General features: G+C 68.3%; 28 protein-coding genes. All 28 read right to left on the minus strand.

Annotated elements, in window-relative coordinates:
• Positions 1-63: 63 nt before the first annotated feature.
• The gene (locus ACI3KS_RS05110) at positions 64-477 is read right to left on the minus strand and encodes a hypothetical protein (protein WP_404915880.1); all 414 of its coding nucleotides are present in this window, start codon (positions 475-477) and stop codon (positions 64-66) included.
• Positions 478-480: 3 nt separating this feature from the next.
• The gene (locus ACI3KS_RS05115) at positions 481-1,251 is read right to left on the minus strand and encodes a phage tail tube protein (RefSeq protein ID WP_404915882.1); all 771 of its coding nucleotides are present in this window, start codon (positions 1,249-1,251) and stop codon (positions 481-483) included.
• Positions 1,248-1,667 (minus strand): minor capsid protein, encoded by a 420-nt coding sequence (locus ACI3KS_RS05120; RefSeq protein WP_404915884.1) that lies wholly within the window; start codon positions 1,665-1,667, stop codon positions 1,248-1,250. The genes ACI3KS_RS05115 and ACI3KS_RS05120 overlap by 4 nt, the downstream gene beginning before the upstream one ends.
• Positions 1,664-1,981 (minus strand): hypothetical protein, encoded by a 318-nt coding sequence (locus tag ACI3KS_RS05125; RefSeq protein ID WP_404915886.1) that lies wholly within the window; start codon positions 1,979-1,981, stop codon positions 1,664-1,666. The genes ACI3KS_RS05120 and ACI3KS_RS05125 overlap by 4 nt, the downstream gene beginning before the upstream one ends.
• 12 nt (positions 1,982-1,993) lie before the next feature.
• Positions 1,994-2,320, minus strand: coding sequence for a hypothetical protein (locus tag ACI3KS_RS05130; RefSeq protein ID WP_404915888.1), 327 nt, complete (start codon positions 2,318-2,320; stop codon positions 1,994-1,996).
• Entirely contained in the window at positions 2,317-2,694 is a 378-nt protein-coding gene (locus ACI3KS_RS05135) for a hypothetical protein (RefSeq protein ID WP_404915890.1), read from the minus strand. Before ACI3KS_RS05135 ends, ACI3KS_RS05130 begins: the two co-directional genes overlap by 4 nt.
• 17 nt (positions 2,695-2,711) lie before the next feature.
• Complete coding sequence (locus tag ACI3KS_RS05140; RefSeq protein WP_404915892.1) at positions 2,712-3,014, minus strand: hypothetical protein; 303 nt, start codon at positions 3,012-3,014, stop codon at positions 2,712-2,714.
• Complete coding sequence (locus tag ACI3KS_RS05145) at positions 3,014-3,940, minus strand: hypothetical protein (RefSeq protein WP_404915894.1); 927 nt, start codon at positions 3,938-3,940, stop codon at positions 3,014-3,016. The genes ACI3KS_RS05140 and ACI3KS_RS05145 overlap by 1 nt, the downstream gene beginning before the upstream one ends.
• 13 nt (positions 3,941-3,953) lie before the next feature.
• Entirely contained in the window at positions 3,954-4,313 is a 360-nt protein-coding gene (locus tag ACI3KS_RS05150; RefSeq protein ID WP_404915896.1) for a DUF2190 family protein, read from the minus strand.
• Between the two features lie 2 nt (positions 4,314-4,315).
• The gene (locus ACI3KS_RS05155) at positions 4,316-5,584 is read right to left on the minus strand and encodes a head maturation protease, ClpP-related (protein WP_404915898.1); all 1,269 of its coding nucleotides are present in this window, start codon (positions 5,582-5,584) and stop codon (positions 4,316-4,318) included.
• Positions 5,581-7,026: a hypothetical protein gene (locus tag ACI3KS_RS05160; protein ID WP_404915900.1), complete on the minus strand. Its 1,446-nt coding sequence runs from the start codon at positions 7,024-7,026 to the stop codon at positions 5,581-5,583. The genes ACI3KS_RS05155 and ACI3KS_RS05160 overlap by 4 nt, the downstream gene beginning before the upstream one ends.
• A 14-nt stretch (positions 7,027-7,040) precedes the next feature.
• A complete protein-coding gene (locus tag ACI3KS_RS05165; RefSeq protein ID WP_404915902.1) occupies positions 7,041-8,696 on the minus strand; it encodes a hypothetical protein in 1,656 nt (551 codons plus the stop codon).
• Positions 8,653-9,282: a hypothetical protein gene (locus ACI3KS_RS05170; RefSeq protein ID WP_404915904.1), complete on the minus strand. Its 630-nt coding sequence runs from the start codon at positions 9,280-9,282 to the stop codon at positions 8,653-8,655. The genes ACI3KS_RS05165 and ACI3KS_RS05170 overlap by 44 nt, the downstream gene beginning before the upstream one ends.
• Entirely contained in the window at positions 9,275-10,576 is a 1,302-nt protein-coding gene (locus ACI3KS_RS05175; RefSeq protein ID WP_404915906.1) for a DNA methyltransferase, read from the minus strand. The genes ACI3KS_RS05170 and ACI3KS_RS05175 overlap by 8 nt, the downstream gene beginning before the upstream one ends.
• A gap of 138 nt (positions 10,577-10,714) precedes the next feature.
• Positions 10,715-11,062 carry a hypothetical protein gene (locus ACI3KS_RS05180; RefSeq protein WP_404915908.1) on the minus strand — a complete coding sequence of 116 codons (348 nt, stop codon included), beginning with the start codon at positions 11,060-11,062 and terminating at the stop codon, positions 10,715-10,717.
• A 14-nt stretch (positions 11,063-11,076) separates the two neighbouring features.
• Entirely contained in the window at positions 11,077-11,382 is a 306-nt protein-coding gene (locus ACI3KS_RS05185) for a hypothetical protein (protein WP_404915910.1), read from the minus strand.
• A gap of 249 nt (positions 11,383-11,631) precedes the next feature.
• The gene (locus ACI3KS_RS05190) at positions 11,632-11,955 is read right to left on the minus strand and encodes a hypothetical protein (protein WP_404915912.1); all 324 of its coding nucleotides are present in this window, start codon (positions 11,953-11,955) and stop codon (positions 11,632-11,634) included.
• A 288-nt stretch (positions 11,956-12,243) separates the two neighbouring features.
• On the minus strand, positions 12,244-12,492 hold the full coding sequence (locus ACI3KS_RS05195; protein ID WP_404915914.1) for a hypothetical protein: 249 nt from the start codon (positions 12,490-12,492) through the stop codon (positions 12,244-12,246).
• A 12-nt stretch (positions 12,493-12,504) separates the two neighbouring features.
• The gene (locus tag ACI3KS_RS05200) at positions 12,505-12,774 is read right to left on the minus strand and encodes a hypothetical protein (RefSeq protein WP_404915916.1); all 270 of its coding nucleotides are present in this window, start codon (positions 12,772-12,774) and stop codon (positions 12,505-12,507) included.
• A 145-nt stretch (positions 12,775-12,919) separates the two neighbouring features.
• Positions 12,920-13,294, minus strand: a complete 375-nt coding sequence (locus ACI3KS_RS05205) for a hypothetical protein (protein ID WP_404915918.1) — start codon at positions 13,292-13,294, stop codon at positions 12,920-12,922.
• Positions 13,291-13,875: a hypothetical protein gene (locus ACI3KS_RS05210; RefSeq protein WP_404915920.1), complete on the minus strand. Its 585-nt coding sequence runs from the start codon at positions 13,873-13,875 to the stop codon at positions 13,291-13,293. Before ACI3KS_RS05210 ends, ACI3KS_RS05205 begins: the two co-directional genes overlap by 4 nt.
• Positions 13,872-14,159, minus strand: a complete 288-nt coding sequence (locus ACI3KS_RS05215; RefSeq protein ID WP_404915922.1) for a hypothetical protein — start codon at positions 14,157-14,159, stop codon at positions 13,872-13,874. Before ACI3KS_RS05215 ends, ACI3KS_RS05210 begins: the two co-directional genes overlap by 4 nt.
• 53 nt (positions 14,160-14,212) lie before the next feature.
• Positions 14,213-14,386 carry a hypothetical protein gene (locus ACI3KS_RS05220; RefSeq protein ID WP_404915924.1) on the minus strand — a complete coding sequence of 58 codons (174 nt, stop codon included), beginning with the start codon at positions 14,384-14,386 and terminating at the stop codon, positions 14,213-14,215.
• Positions 14,387-14,609: 223 nt separating this feature from the next.
• A complete protein-coding gene (locus ACI3KS_RS05225) occupies positions 14,610-15,443 on the minus strand; it encodes a hypothetical protein (RefSeq protein ID WP_404915926.1) in 834 nt (277 codons plus the stop codon).
• Complete coding sequence (locus tag ACI3KS_RS05230) at positions 15,440-16,099, minus strand: hypothetical protein (protein WP_404915928.1); 660 nt, start codon at positions 16,097-16,099, stop codon at positions 15,440-15,442. The genes ACI3KS_RS05225 and ACI3KS_RS05230 overlap by 4 nt, the downstream gene beginning before the upstream one ends.
• Entirely contained in the window at positions 16,096-16,425 is a 330-nt protein-coding gene (locus ACI3KS_RS05235) for a hypothetical protein (RefSeq protein WP_404915930.1), read from the minus strand. Before ACI3KS_RS05235 ends, ACI3KS_RS05230 begins: the two co-directional genes overlap by 4 nt.
• The gene (locus ACI3KS_RS05240) at positions 16,422-18,296 is read right to left on the minus strand and encodes a DNA cytosine methyltransferase (protein WP_404915932.1); all 1,875 of its coding nucleotides are present in this window, start codon (positions 18,294-18,296) and stop codon (positions 16,422-16,424) included. The genes ACI3KS_RS05235 and ACI3KS_RS05240 overlap by 4 nt, the downstream gene beginning before the upstream one ends.
• Positions 18,296-20,980 (minus strand): DNA methyltransferase, encoded by a 2,685-nt coding sequence (locus ACI3KS_RS05245; protein ID WP_404915934.1) that lies wholly within the window; start codon positions 20,978-20,980, stop codon positions 18,296-18,298. Before ACI3KS_RS05245 ends, ACI3KS_RS05240 begins: the two co-directional genes overlap by 1 nt.
• Between the last annotated feature and the right edge of the window lie 138 nt (positions 20,981-21,118).

Below are 21,118 nucleotides of genomic sequence, written 5' to 3' on the forward strand. Positions count from 1 at the left end.
CCGGGTACCAGCCGTCAGCATCGGGCTCGCCGATGCCCCACGGGGCGTAGTCCTCGGCCGTCTCTAGTCTTTTGGGCGGTCGCCGCCGCCCTCCGCGGATGCGTCCCCGGCGATGTCGCGTGGGGTGAACAGGATCCGGGCGAGCCGGTCGGCGTACTCTTCGCCGCGCGCCCAGTAGAAGATCGCGTAGTACGCGAACCGGTCGATGGTGACCGGCGACAGCTTCGCGTCCACCATCTCCTGGTAGGTGTCGCCGAGCGCCGGATGCTCGCCCGGCTCGATGCTGTCGAGCACTTCCTGCACCTCGTCAGGGATCGGCCCCTTGACGATGCCGAGGACCACCTCACCGCGCACGGCGCACGCGAGCAGCTTCCCCGCATCGTCCACGCTGGGCGGCCGCACCGTGAAGGTACGGTCGCCCAACGGGATAACGAGGTCCTGCTGCGCCCACGCCTTGAAGTCAGCCGCGGACGCCATGCGTCACGCGCCTCGAGTGAAGGTGAACGCCGTCGAGACGCCGCCCGGGGTGGTGACAACGACCGGGATCGGGCCGGCGCCGTCGGAGGGCAGCGTCGCGATGAGCGTCGAGCCGTTGACCGGGAGGAAGTCGTCCGCGGGCAGACCGTCGAACGTGACCGCGGTCGCGCCGAGCAGGCCCGTACCGGTGATGGTGACGATGTCGGTCGTCCCCGCGCCCTCCGGGGTGACGCCGGTCACCTTCGGGGCGGTGACATCCCAGCCGAGGAACGGGTTGGGGATCTTCGTCTTCGGGCCCTTGCCGGTGAGGGTGTAGCCGAACTGCTCGATCGCGCCCTCGGGGCCCGTGTTGTTGCGGGTCTTCGCGACGGTGCAGAACCCGCGGAACGCGTCGTTGGGGTTCGGGGTGCCCATCTCCGGCTTGTGGTACCAGCGGACGTCCGCAACAGCGAGCTCGCCCTTCGCGTCGGGGTCGCCGGCGCGCGCGTTGAGGTACTCGATCTCGGGCAGGTACAGGCCCGAGGACAGCAGACGGTTGACGAGGGCGTTGAACGCGAGCGTCCAGGACCAGCCGGTGACGTCCTGGTTCTGCGCGCCGAGGTCGTCGTACGTCTGCGCGTCCTGGGTGGTCGGGGTGTCGGTCGGGTTGAACCCGCTGATCCGGCGGAACGGCTGCCAGATCGGATCGGCGTAGGTGCCGAGGTTGGCGTCCAGGCCGTACTCGTAGGACTTGCCGAGCGTGGCGCCGGCGGGAAGGGTGACTGCTTCGCTCATCGCGATGCCTCCTGGTTATCGAGAGTGATCGTGTAGTTGTCCGACCGCTGCTCGCGGTCGTTCTTGTCGGCCCCGAGTGGGGTCATGGAGTCGCGACGGATGTCGCTGATCCCTCCCACTCGGGAGAGTCGTTGGAGGCGCAGGAACGCGAGCTGCGCCATGTTGTCGGCGTCGTCGACGTAGCCGGGGCGTCCGCGGAAGCGGATCTGTGCGCGCCGTGACGCGAGGCCGTTCACCGCGTTGTCACTGGTGGAGTAGACGCGGACGCCGATGCCGACGTCTGGGGATGCGGGGATCGCGCCGTAGTGGATCGCGCGCTCCCCCGCGGCGTAGGGCGGAGCGGTCTCGCGCCAGGTCCAGCCGGGGATGTCGCCGAGCAGCGTGCAGAGCAGCTTCGTGAGTTCGGCGTCGCTCATCCGAGCTTCTTCCGGAGGGACGCCGCGGCGATCGCTTCGACGTCGACTTCATCGGATGCGGTTTCGAGGAACTTCGCCTCGCCGCCGTCGGCGTGCTCGTAGTCGAGGTTCTCGTGCTGGAACCGGGCGTGCACGGCGTCGTACGACACCTGCACGGTGAGGTCGTCGACCGTCACCTTCCCCGAGTTCACGAGGTCCAGGTCGTCCTTCGGTGCCTTCGCGTTCGACAGCTCGAGCGTCTGATCGGCGGCCTCCTTGAGCCCGTCGACGGCGGCCTGCTCGAAAACCGTGAGGATCGGAACGTACATCTTCACGGCGGCCCCCGATCAGGTCAGGTACAGCACCTGGTGTGAGTCCAGGAGCGTGTCGGTGTTGTCGTTGTCTCCGATGGAGAGGACGGTCGCCGTGCGCTCGTTCGGGCGGCCGGGCCACACCGTGACCCGCGCGCCGAGCTGCACGTTCGAGCCGAGCGGGACGGTGACCTGCGACGACGAGACGACCTCGGCGCCGTCGCGGTCACGAACGAGCTGCCGGATGTCCTTCACCTCGGCGTCGAGGGCGCGCGACGATCCGTGGCTGGCGCCCATGCCGCCGCCGCCGAGGTAGTCGCGGACGAGCACCCGGTGCGGGTAGAAGAAGCCCGGCCAGGTCACGTGTACTCCCCTTCGGGCCAGACGCGCTCGAACGCACGCGCCTTCGGGAAGCTCCCTGCGATCACGGTGCCCGGTTGGGCGCCGGACGTCGGGGCGGAACAGAGCGCCTGCAGGCTCGCTCTGGCGTCGTCGTCGAAGGCGGATGCGATGTCGCGGAACGACATCGAGGTGCCATTCCGCGACAACTGCGTCGTCCGCTTCGATCCCGGGGCGGGGAGCTCGCCGAGCACGCCCTGCAGGATCGCGATCGCGTCCTTCTTCTGCTCGCTGTCTTCAGTGAACGAGTCGATGCAGGGGGCGATGGACCGAGCCAGAACGAGCACGCGCCGTGCGGTGCTCTCGTCGCCACCGATGTCGTTCGGTGTCATGGTCATGTCCATCGCCCCCTGGCTCACTTGGTGGCGGCAGCTGCCTTCTCGGCGGCGGCCCTCTCCGCGGCGGCCTTGTCGGCCGCTTCCTTCTTCTCGGCTTCCGCCTTGGCGGCAGCTGCCTTCTCGGCGGCGGACGGCTCGGCGTCCGCGACCTTCGTGATCAGCCCCACGCTCAGGAGGTGCTTCACGCGCGACTCGTCGACCTGCGCCGCGTTGAAGACGGCACCGCGGTAGAGGTAGCGCTCGGACCCGTCGAGGATCTTCACGACCGCGACGTGGCCGATGACCTTGAACTTGCCCCGCCCGGGCTTCGCCTCGGCCATCAGAGACCGGTCCCCGTGAGTCGCACGCCCGCGAGGGGCTCGGTGACGACGGCGACCGTGTTCCGGCGGCCGCGGACGAGGTAGCCGTCCTTCTCGCCCTGGGTGTGGCGGTCGGTCGATGCCTCGACGCCGGTGTTGCCCGCGGGGGCGAACTCCGGAGACAGGATCTTCTCGTCCGCCATACCGCCGAGCTGCTCGACGTCGAACAGCCACGGGTCGGAGCCCGTGATGTGCTGCGACGTAAGCCACGTCAGGCCGTACGCGCTGACCGGGATCGAACCGGTGAGCACGATGTTCGCCTGCTCCCGCGGCAGCGCCTTGTCGTCGACGAGAATGCCGATGAGCTTGGCGAACTGCGCGCCAGAGAGGGCGGCGACGTCGAGCTCGAGGCCGGTGGCGAGCTCGGCGCGCTCGTTCTGGATGGTGAGGATGTCGCGCATGATCCCGCCAGCCGTGGTCCAGCTCGCCGAGGCGGCGTGGGTGCTGGTGACGCGGGACGCGATGACGCCCCACGCCGAGCGGTCCGTGTGGCGCACGATCGTGTTGCCGATCCGACGCAGGCCCTTCTCGACGTACTGACGACCCTCGCGGGTGATCTTCTCGTCGGTGAATACGATGCCCTGACCCCACTTGACGGTGCGGGCCGCGGACGGCACTCCCTCGTCGAGCGTGATCAGCGGGTACTCGCCGCCGGGCTCGATCGCCTCGGGATCCTCGTCGGTGTAGAGGTCCTCGGTCTCGGTCTCGTAGAAGACACCGCCGCCGGTCGCGTCGTAGCGGCCAGACAGGAGGTAGTCCGCGAGGAACTTCTCCTTCGTCAGGTCGGCGAGACGACGTCCGATGAGCGTCTTCGACTTGAGAAGGAGCTGGAGCTCCTCCTTGGTCAGCGCGCCTTCCTTGTGGCGCTGCGGGTAGGTGTAGCCCATGTCCGCCTCCTTCTCAGCTCAGGACCTCGATCACGTCGTTGGCCGCAGCCGCCGACGTGAGTGCGAGGCCCACCGTGTTCGCGGTGGCGGTCGCCACCTTGCCGTCGGCCGCGGTCGCGACCCGATCTCCGGCCGCAATCGCACCGGACGCGATCAGCCGGTGCACCTGACCGTTGAGGTGGTGCACGAGCACCTGCTCGCCAGCCTTCGCGTCGCGTGCGGCGACACCTGCTGCCTTCGTCGAGGCGGCACTGGCGTGCGACACCTGCCGGTCGCCGGTGACCTCGACCACACGACCGGCGGTGACGTCGGCCTCAGCGGTGTAGGTCACGGCCGCGCCGGGGGTGAACTTGGGAACGTAGTCCGCGGACATGCTCAGGCCTCCTCGGTCTCGCCGGTGTACTTCGCGTACAGGGCGTCCTCTGCCGACACTTCGCCGGCAGCGTGCCCGATCTCAGCGACCGGGACGGTGTTGGCCGCGAGCGACGCGAGCACCGCGGTCGCGGAGTCCTCGTCGGCGTCGAGCATGGCCCGGAACTGCGGTGCGGATGCCGCGGTGATGCGGCCCTCCGACAGGGCGTTCTGGATCATCGCGTCGCGGCGATCGTTGATCTGCTGCTCTCGGGCCTCGCGGCCAGCAGCAGCGTCGGCGCGCAGGGTGTCCAGGACCGTGTCCTCGATCAGCTGCGTGCCAGCGGGGATGACAGCGGATGCTGCCGGGGTGTCGGTCTGCTCGCCGAGGGCCTCGTCGACGGCGGCCAGAAGGTCGTCGTCAGAGATCGCGGCATCGGTCACTCCGAGCCGTGCGGACAGGCCAGCCTTCAGGGCGTCGCTCATCGCGAGTGCCTCCTTCTGGGTGGGGTTACCCGGCTCGGACGAGCTCGGGGGCTTGGTGGGCGCCGCAGCGCCGACAGGTCGCAGCGCGAGCCGGGCGCGCGCGGCCGCGTAGCGGTCCTCGACACCGTCGCCCTCGAGAGGGTCGATGTCGGGCTCTTCCGGTGCGCCGGGCGTGAGAGTCTCGCCGGCGTCCTGGATGACTGCGACGCGGTCGGCGAGACCGGCGGTCACGGCCTGCGCGGCGGTGTACCAGGTCTCTGCGGCGAGCAGCTCACCCCACGCGGACTCCCCCGCCTTGTCGCGGTAGATCGAGATGATCGATTCTTCGATGCTGTCCAGCACCTCGGCTGTCTTCCGCAGGTCCGCGGCGTTGCCGTAGTCCCACGTCAGCGGCGAGTGGATCATCATCTGCGTGCCGGGCGACATGACCGTCTCGTCACAGCCGACAGCGAGGAAGGATCCTGCGGATGCCGCGATCCCGTCGACGACTGCGGTGACCGTCGCGGAGTGTGCGCGGAACATGTTCAGGATCGACATCGCCTCGAACACCTCGCCGCCGGGCGAGTTGATGCGGAGCACGATCTGCGAGACGGTGTCGGGCAGCGCGTCGAGCACGTCGCTGACGTCGCTCGCGCTGATCCCCCACCATCCGCCGTACGAGTCGATCGGCCCGTACATTCGGATGGTGGCGACCGTCCCGTCGCCAGCAGGCGCCGGGGTCGTGATCGCGTCGAAGAACTCCGTCTTCGATGTCGGGGGCGTCAGGTTCCCCCAGTACCGGTTGCGACCGGCGTTCTTCGTGGTCATGCGGCCTCCTCGGCTGTGGTGTCGGCGGTGGCGACAGGGCCGTCGCTACCCAGTTGCGCTCCGGCTCTGCGGATGAGCTCTCGCGCTTCAGAGACTGTGAGCGGCTTCTGATCGGTCGCGAGGTAGACCTTCTGCGCGACTTCCGCGGCAGCACGGGCTTCGTCGGCAGTTGGTCCGGAGCCGTCTGTCGTCTCCGTCGAACTCTTCGCTGGCATCCCGTAGCGCGCTCGAAGGTGGTTCTCGAGCTCGGGATCGGGAGTGAACGCGCCACAGTCGATGAGGGCGCGGATGCCCTCCGCGGTGAGCGGCTGGTCCTTCCCGAGCGCCGCCGGCACGATGCGCGGAGCGGGCTCGTCCGGCCCCCAGTTCTGATCGACGAGGTCCTCGACGACGTGCTGCTGGGTGACGTCGGCGAGGTGGTTCATGACCGCGTTGAGCGACCCGGTGAAGAAGTCCGCGAACGTGTCGCCGAGCGCGTACGATCCGGTGGATCGGTCGCCGCCGAGAGTGAGGAAGTTCGCGAGCATGGCGCTCGCGATTCGCTCGTCGTGATACCGGATCGGTCCGTCGAGGTCAGGGAGCTTCCCCGAGACGCCGATGAGCGCGAGGTCGCCACCATGCGGGACGAATACGCCGGATGCCTCACCCGCGCGGAAGTCCTTCGCGACCTTCAGGCCCTCATCCTTCTGAGCCTTCAGCCACTCCTCCGCCTTCGCGGCGTCCTTCGCGATCGCGTCCGGCAGCGGTGCCCCCTTCGACACCGGGATGCCGAGACCGTTCCGTTCGCCGACGAGAGCCTGCATCCGCAGGAAGCGGTCTTTGAGAAGCCAGTTCTTGTACGCCTGCCGCAGCAGCGACTGGCCGAGCCAGTTCGCGCCCTCGCGCTCGTTGACGAACACGACCAGACGGTCGACAGGGATGCGGACGGTCGTGGATCCGAAGACGCCGTGCTGCTCGATCGCGACGAGCCCGCCATCCTTCGCGACGTCGAACTTCGAGATCGTGCGCGGGGGTCGCCAGGCGAGCTTCGCAAGCCGTGCCCGGCCACCCTCGATGCGGTAGACCTGCTCGAACACCGAATGTCCGAACACCAGCTCGAGCAGCGCGAGCCGAAGGAACTCGTCCCACGAGAATCGGCCGCGTTCCCGGTTCGGCCGAGGCGGCGCCTCCTGCCCCTTCACCGGCAGGTTGAGGTCCTGGGCGACGAGCTGTACGACCTCGTCGCGTGCGCCAGCAGGGTCGATTTCCCAACGGGTGGAACGGATCGGAAGTGTTACAGCGCGGAGTACCGACGCGACCTGTGAGTCCTCGCGGCGCATCTGGTCGTAGACCTCGATCGACATCGGCCACATCAGGTCGAGGTTCTTCTCGTGCGCCTCGTCCGCGAGCGACGACCAGGACGACAGAATCCCGCCCTTCACATACCCGATCTCGTCTGCCATGGGCGGGGCTCCTCTCAGAATGCGACCGTCGCGAGGTTCACCTCGTCTGGTGCGGCGTCGCTTCGAGCGACGGTTGCGGCGGCCGGGGGCCTGATCGGATCAGGGACCAGCTCGGGAGTGAGCACCTCGAGCGCGTACAGCGCCTCGGTGAGCGCGACGAGACCGGCGATGTCCACGGGTTCGGACTTCGTGCGGGACCACGCCTTGTTCTCGGCGTAGTCGGTGACGACGCCGCCTTCGACGGCGAGGTCGATGTCGGGCTGCTCGACGATGATCAGGTCGCCGTCGCGGACCCGGTCGCGCATGCGGCCGGTGGCGAGGGCGAAGGATCCGCCGTCGAGCTTGTGGACGGTGAAGCCGCGCTTCTCCAGCTCGTCGATGAACTCGACGGCGGGGCATCCGCGGGCCTGCACGGCGACCTCCCAGCAGCCGGACTCTGTAGCCAGCTCTTCGAGGTAGTCGGGCGCCCACATCATGCCGGTGCGCTTGCGCTGCAGGTAGGCGAACGGCTTCCCGCTCTCGGTGAGCACAGCAGATCCGACCCACGTCGTCGAACGGTTCGCCGACGTGTCGACGGCCCACACGGTGCGAGCACCGCGCGCGATCCTCACGTCAGGGATCGGCGTGTGCCGGTCCCGCCAGTCCTTCGGGCTGATGAACGACTTCACGGCCGACGTCACCCACTGGCACAGCACCTCGGTGCGGTAGGACGCTTCGAGCATGTCGCGGGCGTCCTGGAGACACTGCTCGATCGTGATCTCGCCGTGGCCGATGGACGGGTTCGCCTGGAGGATGCCGTCGATGTCATCGAGCGCGCACCCGTCCGGCGCCGACCACTCGAACAGTGCGGAGGTCGGCGCGGAGAGCTCGCCGTTCGCGTACGCTTCGAGGTCGTCGATGCCGCGAGACAGCCATGCCTCGATGTCGGCGATGAGGTTGTCGCGCTGCTTGCGGAGCACGACCGAGCGCACGTCGCCGGCGTTCGAGATGCCCCAGAGCTGAGAGTTGAAGATCGCCTTCGTCGTCTGGGCGACGGAGTCCCACGCGTCCCACGTCTGCTGCTCGCGCATCTCGTCCATCAGGACGCGTGCGGCGGCCTTCCCACGGCCGCCCTTGCGGGACGCCGCGCGGACCTCGTAATGCGCTCCGTTCGCGAGGTAGATGCCGGGCTGGCCGTTCTTCCGCTGGAGCTTCTGCACCTTCGATGCGAGGGCCGGTACGTGCCCCTCGTTCTCGTCGTCGCACCAGCGCCCGGTGAGGTTCCAGACGTCCTGCGCGGTGTCGAGGTTCTGTGCGGTGCCGAGGACCTTGAACCGGAACGGCGGCAGTCGCTCTTCGAATCGGTCGGAGTCCACGAACAGCCACCATGCAGCGAGCACCGCGGCGAGCATGCTCTTCCCGTTCTGACGGGCGACGAGCACGATCACGCGGCGAAAGCGGAACGTCCCATCGGGATTCAGCTCGAGCGCGTGGATGAGCAGCCACTTCTGCCAGGGGTACAGCGCGACGCCGAGGAACAGCAGCGCGAAGTCGATGACCTCGAACCCCAGGGACGTCTCCGGCGTCAGCGGCCGCAGCGGGCGCGTCCAGAGGCGCGGGACCTCCGAGCCGACCATGGTCGAGAAGTCACGCGCCTCCGCGTCGGCGGTTCTTGAAGTCGTCGAGGTCAACCGGCGCCTCCTTCGATGCGGTGTCCGCATCCGGCTGAGGGGTCGGTGCGGGGACGGACGCGCTCAGCGCGGCGCGGGCGGCGGGCGTCGCGCCGAGCTCGCGGAGCCCGTTCCACAGGTGCGGCAGCAGGTACATCGCCTTCGTCGCTTCGAGCGAGGTGCCGTGCGCGACGGCGTGATCGATCTGCCTGGCCACCTGTCGGCAGGACGCGATGAGCGTCTCGTCGGCGGGCGTCGTGGTGATCTCCTTGAGCGTCGTCTCGAACGCCTCGGTGATCGCGTCCTTCACTCGCGACGGCTCGCCGAGCAGCCGCTGACGCTGCTCCTGGATGCGGAGCACACGGTCAGTCGCCGCGACGTCCCCCTTGATCGCCTTCGCCCACAGCACGCGGTGCAGCGCGTCGAGGCGTTCGAGCTCGAGGATGCGGGCGGCCGTCTGGTCGAGCGCCACGGTCGATGCGGAGATCGCCGCCTGCACGGCCTCGCGGGCCGTGTCGACGTCGCATCCCATCTCGTTCGCGATGTGCTCGTAGTTCAGTCCTGCACGGAACAGGGTGAACGCCCGCGAGCGGTCGATGTCAGCCACGGGCAGCCTCGGCGAAGTCGTGCGGCACGCCGTCGCGGATCGGGGTGATGCCGGTGTGCTCGTGCCAGCGACGGCAGATCACGTCGGCGTAACGCGGGTCGAGCTCGACGAGGAACGCCTTCCGCGCCAGGCGGTGCGCGGCGATGAGCGTCGATCCGGATCCGGCGAAGCCGTCGGCGACCCACGCGCCCGGAGCGCACGAGTTCGTGAGCATCGCTTCGATCAGCTCCACCGGCTTCATCGTCGGGTGCTCGGTCGAGCGCGACGGGCGCTTCACGTCGAACACGGTCGATGACCGGTTGTCGCCGTGCCAACGGCGGCCACCGCGACCGAGACGACCCTCACCGCCGGACAGGAATCCGTACGCGATCGGGTCGTACTCGCGGTCCGGCGCGTCGACCTCACCGAGCGCGATCGGCTCCGACTGGTAGTGGTAGTCCGCGCGGGACAGCACGAACCGGTCCTTCACCCACATCAGGGTCTGACGCCAGCGGATGCCGAGACGTTCCATCGCCAGCTGCAACGGGATACGGAGCACGTCGGCGTGCGCGAGGTAGACCGGTGCTCCAGGCCGGCACATCTCGGCGGCGACCTCCAGGAACGCGACCGACACAGCGATCGCCGCGTCCACGCCATCGTTCTGGATGGTGAGTCCGGTGCCGCCGACGTACTCGACGCCGTACGGCGGATCCGTCCACACGCAGTCCCAGGCCACGCCGTCGGGCATCGCCGCGCGCACCGCGTCCACGTCGCCAGACGAACCGACGAGCAGTCGGTGAGGGCCGAGCATCCACACGTCGCCCGGGCGAGACACCACGGCATCCGTCGACGGCAGCGGCGGCACATCGTCGGGGTCGGTGAGCGACACCGGCTCGGAGAGCTCGGCGAGCAGCGCGTCCAAGTCGCCCCGCTCATAGCCCGTGCCCTCGAGGTCCCCGGCAGCTTCGAGGGCGGCCACGAGGTCGGCGTCATCGTACGCGCCGAGGTCCGCGAGCCGGTTGTCGGCAAGCACGATGCGGTGCGCGGTCTCGTCGTCGACGTCGACCGTCGTCGCCTGCACCTCAGCCCACCCGAGCGACACTGCCGCGAGGTAGGTGTGATTGCCCGCCAGGATCTCGAACGGGCGGCCCGTCACCGACCCAACGTTCACCACGAGAGGCCGGTACTGGCCGTGCACCCGCAGCGAATCGGCGATCGCACGCACGTCACCACGCCGCGGGTTCCGATGGAACAGCGACAGCTCCCCCACCGGGAACACGCGCACCTGAAGCCGCTCCACATCCGTCTCGAACACGATCACGCCCCTTCCGAGGGTCCGACGCAACGCGAGCGCGCGCGATGGGGGTCCGATCCGACCCGGGGAGAGAGGACAGCTCCCCCGGGCTGTCGTCCGCCCCCGTTGGGTTGTTCGGATTTTTCGTGGGGTGGGGGGTCAGGCTCGGATGATGCTGCCGCCTGTGGTGCGGAGGTGGTCGGTGAGGTTGGCCCGGTGGGTGTGGGTGAGGCGTTCGTCGGTGTGTTCGTCGAGGAAGACGGAGTGGTAGTGGGCGGGGCGGTGGTGTCCTTGGGCTGGGTGGAAGTGGATGCTTCCTCCCCCGGGGAAGTCGATGCGGGTGTCGCCGTTGGCGCGGCGGATGCGGGCGTCGTCGATGAGGTGGGGTGGGAGTGCGGTGAACTCGTCGAGGGCGTGCGGGATGGCGGCGGCTGTCGGGGTGACGATGAGGATGCGCTGGCCGTCGAGGGCGTCGAGGGTGATGCCGAGCGCGGCGTACCGGTTCACGGTGTCTCCTGTCGTCAGTGCTTCCACCAGGCGGGCATGGGTTCGCCGAGGCCCTGGTCGTTCGGGGCGCGCTTGCCTCGGCTGCTGTTGCAGGAGAAGTGCGCGTGGCGGAAGTTGTCGGGGTCCTCTTGCAGCTCTGGGTACGTGTCGACGTCCTTCGCGTGGTCGAGGGTGTGGGAGTCGGGGGTCGTGGCTGGTGGGACCGTGTAGTCGATGCCGCCGCGGCAGAGCCAGCAGTCGGACTCGGCGCGCTCGTCGGGGTCGGGGCTGAGCGACTGCGCCTTGCCCTCGTCGAAGAAGTCGTCGCGCAGCTTGTGCATGCGCCGTGTCTCCTTGCGCTTCCCGCCCACCGTGCACCGCCCGTCAGGAAGGAGTGGAGGGGCGCCCATTCGCGAGGCGCCCCTCGATGGTGCAGGTGCTCCTCGGCCCTCGGAGTCAGCGGGCCGTGATGGGAGTCCTTCGCTGCATGGCTGCGGCAGCGTTGACACCAGTCGGGGAACTCGAACGGAGGGGAGGCACACCGGGCTGGGCATCCGGTGGTGATGAGCCTGCGACCCTCCGTCCGAGGATCAACGTGTGATGGTCACCTCGTGTCCAAGGTTCGTGGTGACGTGGTCGCCGTCGATGGTGAGGACGACGCCTTGCAGCTCGTGCCCGGCGTGCAGGTAGGTGAGCACGTCACCGACGCGGATGCGGTCGGCGGCGTCAGCCGACACGGTCGCGGGTGAGGTCGAGTCGATCCAGGCGACCGCGTCGAGGGCGTACCGCTCGAGGCTGGGCCCGTCAGGGTGAGCGACGTCGCGGTAGATGTCCGCGAGCTGGAGGATGCCGGCGCGGTCGCGGTTCTCTCGGAGCCTGTCGACGGCGGCGCGGTTCGTGGCCGTGTAGCTCACGGCGCCGGCCTACCCGTGTCCTCCTCGACGCGGATGTCTGGGCTTGCACGTAGCGTTCATGGCAGCCCTCCGATCGAGTCAGCTTCGTGGAGAGGGTCAGGCCCCGGGTGAGCGTTGGCGCGCTCCCTGGGGCCGTTCATCGCGCGGGCAGCCGATGCTGGGGAACCGGCCGCCCGCGGGGATGGGAATGACAGGAAACGACGGAAGCCCCGACCGGAGTGGTGCGGGGCTTCCTCAGAAACTTGTCTACCTTCAACATAGGTGCGGCAAGTACTTTGTCGTCAATATCTAATTTTCGTCGGCGTGTCGCATGATCTCCGCGGCGAGTTTCTTCCTCAGCCTCCACTTGTGTGTGGGCCAGTTCATGAGCCGTTCCCGGAACCACGCCTGCAGCACTTTCCGTTCAACGACGCGGACCATCTGCCCGTCTCGTTCGACCAGTGACGTGGCCATGCCTTGGGCTTTCCAGTAGCGGATCGTGCGGGGTGAGCGGTGCACGAGCGCTGCTGCTTCCCGGTACGTGAGAAGGTCAGCCATCCGGCGCCCTGCTCATGTGTTCTCCTCTCGGATACCGACATCAGCCGGGGCATCCGGGATGAACGCCCCGTGACTGTCGCCCAGCGCCCGCGCAACGGCCTCACATAGACGTGCCACGGTCTCGGTGACGTTGCTTCCCGAGAAGGCGTTCCCGCGCTCGGCCTGGTAGCGAATATTCCTCGCCGCTTCGAGGTAGTACCTCCGGTCCATCTCCGCCGGATCAACACCCTCGGGGCCGTAGGGCATCGAAGGTACGCCGACGACGACGACGTGCTTAGCCATTGCTCTGTCTCCGAATCTCGTGTGTTGCGAAGCACGCACCCATGTGGGTGCGCGTGCTCTCCTCGTCGGCAAGCGGGCATCCGCAGACGCCGCACGATGCCGGATACTCAGCGCCCATCGCGACCACCAACCTCGACATCTCTGGTCATGGCTGCTCCTTCTCGTGGTTGGTGGACTCGGCCAGGTCGAGGATCTGCTGCTTCGTCACGGCGACCGTGATCGGTGGATCGATGCGCCTGTCTTGGGTCGAGTAATGGTCGACTTCGACCCGGTCCAAGGTGCGGGCGCGGACCGGGTTGTGGATCGTCTCAAGGCGGAACACCTCAACCTCACGCGCGGCGTCACAGATCGCAGGGACGAGGTAGGTGACGACGAGCGCATGCAGCATGTCGTGGTCGTTGAACGGCGGCTCCTCGTCGAAGTTGTCCCACCACCAGTCGTCGAGTGCGTCGCCATCCCCGAATCCCCACTTGCTGAGAAGGCCCTCGGCGTCGAGCGTGAACGTCGGTTGGGTGCTCATGATGTCGCCACCAGACGACCGACCGGCTCGAGGTGGCACCCGGGCTCGCATCCCATCGGCGTGCAGGTCTGCCCTTTCGGGTGTCCCCACGGTGCGGCGAGGTAGTCGCCGATCACGTCGAACTCCGTCTTCCGAAGGCCGAGCGCCCCGCGGTACGGGATCGGCTGGTCGAGTGCACGCGGGTCCGCGAGCACCATGTGGTGAGCACCGGCTTCACCCCACGGTGAGCACAGGTCGTACGTCGGCGTGACCGGGAGCGGGCTGTTGAGCTTGTGGCAACCTCCGCCGTGCTCAGGCCCGTGGTGCACGTCCACGAGGTCGACGACGCCGATGATCTCACCGCGGTGCGAATGCCAGGGCCCGCTCTTGAGGACGTCGGTGTTCGACGCGTTGAACGCAGTAGCGGCCGCGGTGAGCGGTGCGGACTGTCCGGAGAACGCTGCGAGGTCGACCTGCTGAGCTGCGTGGATGAGCACGGGCCCGCGGTAGTCGCCCGCGATGTTCCGGACGCGGTTCTCGACGTCCTTGCCGCCGTGGATGATCGCCCACGCCCACGGCTGGCGTACGGTCAGGATCCTCATCGCCGTTCTCCTTCCTGCTCTACAGGCAGCGCGTCACCCGCTGGGCGGCGACGAATCGCGCGCACTGTGCGGCTGTAGTAGCCGCCCTGACGGCGGATGTACTTCACCCGCCGCTGGATCGTGGCCAGGTCTTGCCCCTCGAATTCCTCGTTGCCCTGCGCGTACGAGATCCCGTACTCCCAGTCCGGCTCCTCGGATACGACGGACCCGATAACCACGAGCGTCTCCAACGTCGTTGCAGCATCGTCGAGAGTCGCAGCGACGTTCGGACTATCGAAGTCCATCCGCTGACTCTCAGCGATCTGCCGAAGTCGCTCCACCAAGTTCTCTACATCGGTCATCGCTTCTCTCCTTCCGTGACACCCCGAGCAGCCAGCGCTGCGACGTTCCGATCCCGCACCGCGGCCATGAAGCGGTCGTGCGCGGCCTGTGCCCGGGCATCAGCGATGGTCCCGGCCACGATCAGGGCAGGCACACCGATCGCGAGCACCCAACCGATCACGATGCTCATTGCTCTCCCCCTGTACCCCGAGCAGCACGCACGAGCTCGCCTACCTCGCAGTCGGGGCACCACTTCCCACGCCGGGTGCGGATGCCGCGATACCCACAGATGTTGCATGTCGCGTTCGCCTTGCGGCGGAAGCGGTGCGCCCACAGGATCAACCGACGCATCGGCGTCGGCTCCCAGTCGTACGGGTCACCGATTCGGAAGCCGAGCTTGATGAGCAGGCGCTTCATCGCACGCCACCGATCACTCGGAGGGCGATTCGGGCGATGCCGCTGTACAGGGCATCCCACCAGGGATCACCGAACGACGAGTAGCGGCGCATCAGCTGCATGCCGGCGAGCCGCGAGACTCCGTCCTTCACGGCGATCACCTCCGCGTCGGACGGTTCGCCCAGCGGCTCAGGAATCGGCACACGCTCCGACGAACCAACGTCGCTCGAACCGTAGTGCGGCGGAAGGTGACCGGCGGTGAGCACACACGCCTCGCCGTCTGTGGCCTGCCCGCACTTCGGCCGGAAGCGGTCCCGGACTACACCGAGCACGTTCGACCAAGTGTCCGCCCATCCGTTGCGCTCGTAGTAGGCGTCGAAATCCGACGTTGGGGCGCCGAGCGCCTGCCATAGATCGGCGGCGAGGTACACGGGTGGTCGGCTCGGCTCCGGTGCCTCGGTGCGCCGGAAGCCAGCCGTGAGGACCGCGTCGGCGCGGTGCATGTACAGGGCTTCCCACGTCGGCTCTGGGATGTTCTCACCGCACGAGCAGCGCATCGGCTCCCCCGTCTTCGCTGTGGACCAGTCCGGCTCGTGCTCCATCTGCGCCGCGAGTGCTTCCCGCTCTACGGCGGTGCTCCAGGTCGTCGGCTGTCCGCCGCGGTGTTCGGCGTCCGCTGCGAGGATCTTCTTCGCGAGGATGACCCAGTCGTCCCAGGAGCCTTCGACGAGCGCGCCGTAGCCGTTGCGAGGCGATACCCCAACCCACCAGTTGTCGAGTGACTGGCTCGCTTCGACAGCCAGTCGTCGCCCGCCTGCGATGTACGCGCGGGGATCCGTTTCAGTGGTCATCGGTTCTCTCCTTCGTTCTGGCGGTACTCCTGACCGCACGTCTTGCACTTCCCGACCTGGACGGGCTTCGGAGACCCGTTCGGGCCGTCTACCCACGTGACCCACACCGACCGTGGTTCCCCGCAGGTGGTGCAGTCGCGGGCGTGCTGCGGCATCCCCTTGTGCGACGGGAGCAGCCACCGCTGCTGGCGGCGGATCTCAGCGAACATGTCCTGCTCGAAGGAGTCGAGAACCCGGTGCTCCCACACCTCGCCGGCGGCGTGCAGCAGCGTCCCGACGATCACGTTCGCGGCGTCGTACGCACCCCGTGGTGTCGACGGGCACTTCGACGGGATGGTGGTGTCGGCGCCGAGCCATTCGGACACCGCGGTCGCGTAGTCGGCGAGCAGCGACCACAGGTACGTGGCATCCCCCGCCGCCCGCGGGTTGCTGCCGATCATCACCGGGGCGGAGTCGTAGTAGCCGCCGCCGGTGATCTGGGGGCGGTCGAACTGCGACCCGCCACGCGACACCGGGATGTGCGGTGTCGCGGCGGCGATGTCGAGGCTCAACGCGGTCGACAGCAGCCCTGGGACCAGGCCGAGGTGCGCCTCGAGCTGGTGGGTCCACTGGACGCGTGCAGTCTCCGGGTCGAGCACGAAGGTGATGTCGGTCATGAGTCCTCCCCGTGGCATCGGCAGTGGTAGCGCTTCGCGCAGATGAACGGCGTCTTGCAGCACGACGCACGGCAGTCGGACTTCTGCGGTTCCCGGGCGGCCGGCACGTTCGCGAAGACGAGCTCGCGCGGCATCTGCACGATCCGTGGCCCCGAGTCGAGGGACGTGCGGATCTCCGGTGGGCGGGTGGCCTTGTAGCAGGTCAGACAGCGTCCCTTCCCGCCGCGGGTGAGCGTGCCTGGGTAGTCCGCGAGCTTCGCCGACGTGGGGCGTGTGGGGCGGCCGCAATCGACGCAGTCGATGATCTCGTGCACGTGCGCGGTCATGCGGCGGCCAGCCATTCGAATCCGGCGTCCTCGAGCGTGATATCGCCGAGCGCGACGCGGGACATGTAGCCGAGGTAGCAGGCGACGTTCGCGGCGACCGCGTTCCCGGCGTGCAGCGTGTTCACGGAGCTGTTGCCCTTGAAGACGTAGTCGCGGGGGAACCGCTGCGCGTTCGCGTGCTCACGCCACTGCAGCATCCGGAACCAGTAGTCGCTGACGTCGACGGCGTCGATCTGCTCAGGGGTCGCATCGATCCGCGGCCGCTTCGTCGGGGTGACGAGAGCGTGGTTCCCTCCTGACGCGGTGATCGTGTGCAGCGGAGCATCGAGCGGGGTGTTCAGGTGTCCCTGGTCGCCCTTCTGCGTGTACTGCCGTGAGATGAATCCGTGGTGGCCGCCAGCTGCTGCCATGGTCGCTGTCGGCTGCTCGTCGGTCGCATAGGGGCGCGCGTTCTTCCGCAGCGTGATCCCGACCGGAGGCGTGACGAGATTGTGGTGCCCGCCGCCCGCGGTGATCGTGCCGAGCGGCGCCGTAGCGGGGTCGCTGTTGCGGTGCTCGGAGCCCTTCACCGCGCCGTACTGATGCGAGATGAACGGCTCCGGTGCGACGAGACCGTGGATGCCTCGATCGCTGGCGGTGCGCGTCGGCATCGGCGCATCCACACCGGTCACCCGAGACGCGTCCGGGCCGTTGTAGTCGCGGCGCTGCACCATGTACGGTGTGACGACCGCTTCGCCGAGCTTCGTCGACCGCGTCGGCATCGCCGAGGCTGCCGGGTCGAAGGCGCGGCCGTCGTCGCCGCCGTGGTTCACCGTGGTGAGGTACGGGTGCACGATCGCGTCGCCGGGCCCGGAGGTCCTCGCCATGAGCGGATCCGCCGCCGGCCAGACCCGGTGGTAGGCGTTCGGGTCGCCGGAGCGGGGATGCCGCGGCGACGTCGCGTCATAGGTGTGGCCGGTGTGGGAGACGACCTCCGGCTCGCCGCCGAACATGAGCGCGCCGACGCGGATGCGCCGCATGGTGGCCGCTGCGAGGGGGCGCTTCCGGTCACCGATGCGCGTGCCGAGGTCCGACAGATCGAGAGCGTCGAGCGCGGGCATCACGTACGGCTCGATGACCGGATGCCCCGGCACCGGGCACGCATAGACGTACTGGGCGCGGTACTTCCCGATCTTCCGGCCGGGCTTCTTCCACGACTGGATGAGGCGGACGTCGCCGCCGCAGTCCGAGCAGTGCCCGAAGGGTCGCGGTGAGATGTCCGGGAACGGGATGCCGTGCAAGTAGAAGACGAAGTAGATTCGGTCCCGCCACTGCGGCGCCGGCGCGTTCTTCTCGGACCAGATGTGCGCGGCCGACACCGACAGGATCTGGTGGTCGTAGCCGAGGGCAGTGAAGCCCGCGAGCCACACCTCGAACATCTCCCAGTCGGCGACCTCGACGACGTTCTCGACGATCACGATCGGGTACCGCTTCGCCTCGGCCATGCCGAGCACGGTCATCATCGTGGCGCGCGACCGCTCCCCCGCCGCATCCGGAACGTAGTCGTCGAACATGTCGAGCATCTCGCGGTGGCGGTGCTTCTTCCGGCCGCCGGCGGGCGAATGCCAGGTGCACTCCGGTGATGCCTGGTAGATGTGCGCGCGTGGTCGGCGGCGCGGATCCTGCACGAGCAGGTCGGTGAGCAGGTGGTCGGTGTCGCGGTGGTTCGCGGAGTGCGTGTCGATCGCCTTCTCGTCGTGGTTCGCGGCTTGCACGACGCGGATGCCCGCCTCCACGAGACCTTGCGATTCGCCGCCGGCGCCGCAGTAGTCCACCACGGCGGTGATCTCGGACGCATCGCCGAGACGGCCCATCATCGGTACTGCGAGCATCAGGCAGCGCTCCCTTCGAGGTCGAGCAGGTCGAACAGCGTCGGCGTCGCCTTCGCGATGTCGTGGCGGGTGAGGTAGACGACGGAGTCCGCGACCGAAGTCGGGTTGAGCTCGGAACCGAACCCGCGGCGGTCCAGCTTCACGGCTTCGAGGACCGTGGAGCCGAGACCAGAGAACGGGTCGCCGACGAGCTCGCCCGGGTTCGAGAACATCGTGATCAGGCGGCGCGGGATGTCGAGCGGGAACGGGCAGATGTGCGCTTCGACCTCGCGGCGGCGCTGCTCGCTGTTGAGCGTGTCGATGCGGAGGACGTCGGTCCACACGTCCGGCCGCCAGGATCCAGGCACGAGCGACGCGAACGTACCCGGTAGGGCGTTCTTCGCGGCGAAACGGTCAGCGAGCTCGACGTGCGCGTCGTAGTCGTAGACCGTGTGCTCGGACTGGGCGGTGAACAGCTTCGCGCGGACGCCGACCTCGAGCGCGGCGAGCTCGTCGCCAGTGAGCAGCCTGTCGCCGCCGGTCCGCCACTCCGCGGCGGCGTCGATCTGCCAGCGTCCGACGGAGTACTCGGGGCATGGCTGCTCGCTGGAGCACGGGCCCCACTGCGACCGCGGAACCTTGCGCTTCAGCAGCGGCTGGTGGGTGGCGCAGACCTTCGCGATCGGCTCGTCGGCGTAGCCCTTCTTCCTGTCCGTCTGCGGCTTGTGGAACAGCAGGACGTACTCCGGGGCGCCGACGCCCATCTTCGAGTGGTCGAGCAGCATCTCGGAGAACGAGAGCCGGTAGGTCTGGTTGTTCTCGCGGACGACGTCGGTGGTGACGGTGATCATGCCGGAGTAGTCGAAGCCGTGGCTCCGGTAGTGGGCGATCGCTTCCGCGTGCATGGTGTCAGAGGTGTAGACGCCGGCGCCGGTCTGGGAGCCGGGGACCGGGAAGTCCTTCACATGCACGGCGAGGATCCGGCCCGGCATGAGTGCGCGGTAGAGCGACGGGGTGAGGTAGTCCATCTGCCACCAGAACTGGGCGTTGTCGTCGACGTGGCCGAAGTCGGCGTAGTTCGGCGAGTACTCGTACTTCCCGCCGAACGGGATCGACGTGACGATCAGGCCGAACGAGTCGCGGTCGACGTGGTCACGCCACTCGACGACCGAGTCGTTCAGTGCGATCGTCCAGCCGTTGCCGCTGTGCGTCTCACGCTCGACGCCCATCGCCCGGGTGAGGGCCGCGCTGATCGCGGTCGCCGACAGGCCGAACTCGCGGAGGACCTCGGACATGGTGTCGGTGAGCTTGTCGTCCTCGCTCCACTTCGCCTCGAGGTCGTCGCGCACTGCGCTCTCCGTCTCGGCGTAGATCAGGTGCACCGTGCAGGGTCGCGTCTGACCGAACCGGTGCGTGCGGTGCACAGCCTGGATCGTCTCCTCGTACTTGTGCGTGATCCCCACGAACACGGCCGTCGACGCCTGCTGAAGGTTGAGGCCGCGGCCGAGCATGATCGGCTTCCCGACGAGCGCGTACGTGCGGCCTTCGAGCCACTCCCGCAGCTGGTGCTCGACCTCGTCGTCGGACTGCGCGCCGCGCACTGTGGAGAAGCTGATGCCCTGCTCGCGGAGTTCTCGCTCGAGCTCGTCCTGCTCGTCGTTGAGGTGGCACCAGAGGATGATCTGCTCCCCCACCTCGCGGGCGGCCAGGTGCTCTTCGACACGCTGCATGGCGCGGCTGACGCGCGGGCCGAGGGTGCGACGCTTCTCCCGCGCGGCGTCAACAGTTGACATACCGCCGGCCCGGACGAGGACGCCCTGCCCGTCCTTCTCGACATGGTCGGACAGGATGTCGACCTCGACCTGGTCCCAGATCACCTCGAGCGGCGGGAGCGCGTAGCCGTCGTCGGAGTGCCCGAGGTCGGAGGGCCGCTGCAGGAAGCATGCCCACGTGTTGAGCCACAGCCAGAACTCGCGCCGCTTGTGCGGGTAGAGGTGCAGCTGGTTCGCCTTCGAGCTGTCGCGCTTGAAGAACCGGGTGAGCGCCTGGCCGGTGTCCATGATGCCGAGGAACCCGGCGTAGTGGATGAGCTCCTTGTGCCTGTTCGGGGATGGCGTCGCGGTGGCGACGAACCGGTACCGGATGTCGGCGAACAGGGGCAGGAACGTCTGGTAGGTGTCGGAGCCGTACGAGCGGAGGATCGCGGCTTCGTCGAGGGACACGGCGTCGAAGAGGTTCACGTCGAGCTTCCCGTCGCGCACGCTCTCGTAGTTCGTGACGTAGATCCCCGACCAGGTGAGGTCGACCTCGGAGGTGCGGCGCACGAACCGGACCTCGATGCCGAGCAGCTCGCGGGCGTCGCGGATGATGTCGAAGCGGACGCCGAGCGGGGCGACGAGCAGTCCCCGGCCGTTAACGGATCCCGAGAGGCGGTGCGTGGTGCACAGGCGCAGGACCTCCAGCTGCATGACGGACTTCCCGAGCCCGTAGCGGGCGAAGATCGCGCGCCGGCCACCGCTCACGGCCCACTTCACGATGTCGCGCTGGTGCGGCTTGAAGTCGGGGTGCTCGGGCTGGAAGATCGACGACAGGTCGGCGTCGTCGACGTCGAATCCGAAGGACCGGTCGAACGCGACCTTCTCCTTCAGGAAGTCGTCGTACGGGCGGCCGTCGTTGCCGGTGTTCAGGGTGAGCAGTGCGCTCATGATCGGTTCTCCTGGTCTGCTCGGTGCGCTGCCTGGCAGTCGCTGCAGGTGACGCGTTTCCACGCGTCGGTGGTCTTCTTCGTTCGGTGGCCGCAGTATGCGCGGCCGGTCTCGGCGCTCGTGGCGTGGACGTCTTCT

Origin of the sequence: Microbacterium sp. ZW T5_45 (assembly GCF_044987415.1) — a bacterium.
GTDB lineage: Bacteria > Actinomycetota > Actinomycetes > Actinomycetales > Microbacteriaceae > Microbacterium.

Excerpts from the sequence above, each read along its gene's own strand:
- ACI3KS_RS05215 (WP_404915922.1), bottom strand. The coding sequence starts at position 14,159 with ATGGACTTCGATAGTCCGAACGTCGCTGCGACTCTCGACGATGCTGCA.
- ACI3KS_RS05225 (WP_404915926.1), bottom strand. The coding sequence starts at position 15,443 with ATGACCACTGAAACGGATCCCCGCGCGTACATCGCAGGCGGGCGACGA.
- ACI3KS_RS05205 (WP_404915918.1), bottom strand. The coding sequence starts at position 13,294 with ATGAGCACCCAACCGACGTTCACGCTCGACGCCGAGGGCCTTCTCAGC.
- ACI3KS_RS05245 (WP_404915934.1), bottom strand. The coding sequence starts at position 20,980 with ATGAGCGCACTGCTCACCCTGAACACCGGCAACGACGGCCGCCCGTAC.
- ACI3KS_RS05210 (WP_404915920.1), bottom strand. The coding sequence starts at position 13,875 with ATGAGGATCCTGACCGTACGCCAGCCGTGGGCGTGGGCGATCATCCAC.
- ACI3KS_RS05240 (WP_404915932.1), bottom strand. The coding sequence starts at position 18,296 with ATGCTCGCAGTACCGATGATGGGCCGTCTCGGCGATGCGTCCGAGATC.
- ACI3KS_RS05185 (WP_404915910.1), bottom strand. The coding sequence starts at position 11,382 with ATGCACAAGCTGCGCGACGACTTCTTCGACGAGGGCAAGGCGCAGTCG.
- ACI3KS_RS05155 (WP_404915898.1), bottom strand. The coding sequence starts at position 5,584 with ATGACCACGAAGAACGCCGGTCGCAACCGGTACTGGGGGAACCTGACG.
- ACI3KS_RS05230 (WP_404915928.1), bottom strand. The coding sequence starts at position 16,099 with ATGACCGACATCACCTTCGTGCTCGACCCGGAGACTGCACGCGTCCAG.
- ACI3KS_RS05110 (WP_404915880.1), bottom strand. The coding sequence starts at position 477 with ATGGCGTCCGCGGCTGACTTCAAGGCGTGGGCGCAGCAGGACCTCGTT.
- ACI3KS_RS05115 (WP_404915882.1), bottom strand. The coding sequence starts at position 1,251 with ATGAGCGAAGCAGTCACCCTTCCCGCCGGCGCCACGCTCGGCAAGTCC.
- ACI3KS_RS05195 (WP_404915914.1), bottom strand. The coding sequence starts at position 12,492 with ATGGCTGACCTTCTCACGTACCGGGAAGCAGCAGCGCTCGTGCACCGC.
- ACI3KS_RS05150 (WP_404915896.1), bottom strand. The coding sequence starts at position 4,313 with ATGTCCGCGGACTACGTTCCCAAGTTCACCCCCGGCGCGGCCGTGACC.
- ACI3KS_RS05120 (WP_404915884.1), bottom strand. The coding sequence starts at position 1,667 with ATGAGCGACGCCGAACTCACGAAGCTGCTCTGCACGCTGCTCGGCGAC.
- ACI3KS_RS05140 (WP_404915892.1), bottom strand. The coding sequence starts at position 3,014 with ATGGCCGAGGCGAAGCCCGGGCGGGGCAAGTTCAAGGTCATCGGCCAC.
- ACI3KS_RS05160 (WP_404915900.1), bottom strand. The coding sequence starts at position 7,026 with ATGGCAGACGAGATCGGGTATGTGAAGGGCGGGATTCTGTCGTCCTGG.
- ACI3KS_RS05145 (WP_404915894.1), bottom strand. The coding sequence starts at position 3,940 with ATGGGCTACACCTACCCGCAGCGCCACAAGGAAGGCGCGCTGACCAAG.
- ACI3KS_RS05220 (WP_404915924.1), bottom strand. The coding sequence starts at position 14,386 with ATGAGCATCGTGATCGGTTGGGTGCTCGCGATCGGTGTGCCTGCCCTG.
- ACI3KS_RS05235 (WP_404915930.1), bottom strand. The coding sequence starts at position 16,425 with ATGACCGCGCACGTGCACGAGATCATCGACTGCGTCGATTGCGGCCGC.
- ACI3KS_RS05200 (WP_404915916.1), bottom strand. The coding sequence starts at position 12,774 with ATGGCTAAGCACGTCGTCGTCGTCGGCGTACCTTCGATGCCCTACGGC.
- ACI3KS_RS05135 (WP_404915890.1), bottom strand. The coding sequence starts at position 2,694 with ATGACCATGACACCGAACGACATCGGTGGCGACGAGAGCACCGCACGG.